General features: G+C 60.7%; 1 tRNA gene. It reads left to right on the forward strand.

Annotation, left to right across the window (positions count from 1 at the left end):
- The first annotated feature begins 171 nt into the window (after positions 1 to 171).
- Positions 172 to 245 (forward strand) — tRNA-Asp (locus tag ACZ3GY_RS24570).
- The last annotated feature ends 2 nt before the right edge of the window (positions 246 to 247 follow it).

Raw genomic sequence — 247 nt, forward strand, 5'->3', positions numbered from 1 at the left:
GCGGTAGTTCAGTCGGTTAGAATACCGGCCTGTCACGCCGGGGGTCGCGGGTTCGAGTCCCGTCCGCTGCGCCATATTTTCCATACTAGACGCCGTTCTGGGATGTGATACGAAAGCACCGCTTACGTATCTGACGAAGCAAGAGTTGTACGGACGCAAGTCCACCGACACGCAGCGGTAGTTCAGTCGGTTAGAATACCGGCCTGTCACGCCGGGGGTCGCGGGTTCGAGTCCCGTCCGCTGCGCC

This window comes from Pseudomonas sp. PME37.24/006 (assembly GCF_055556635.1).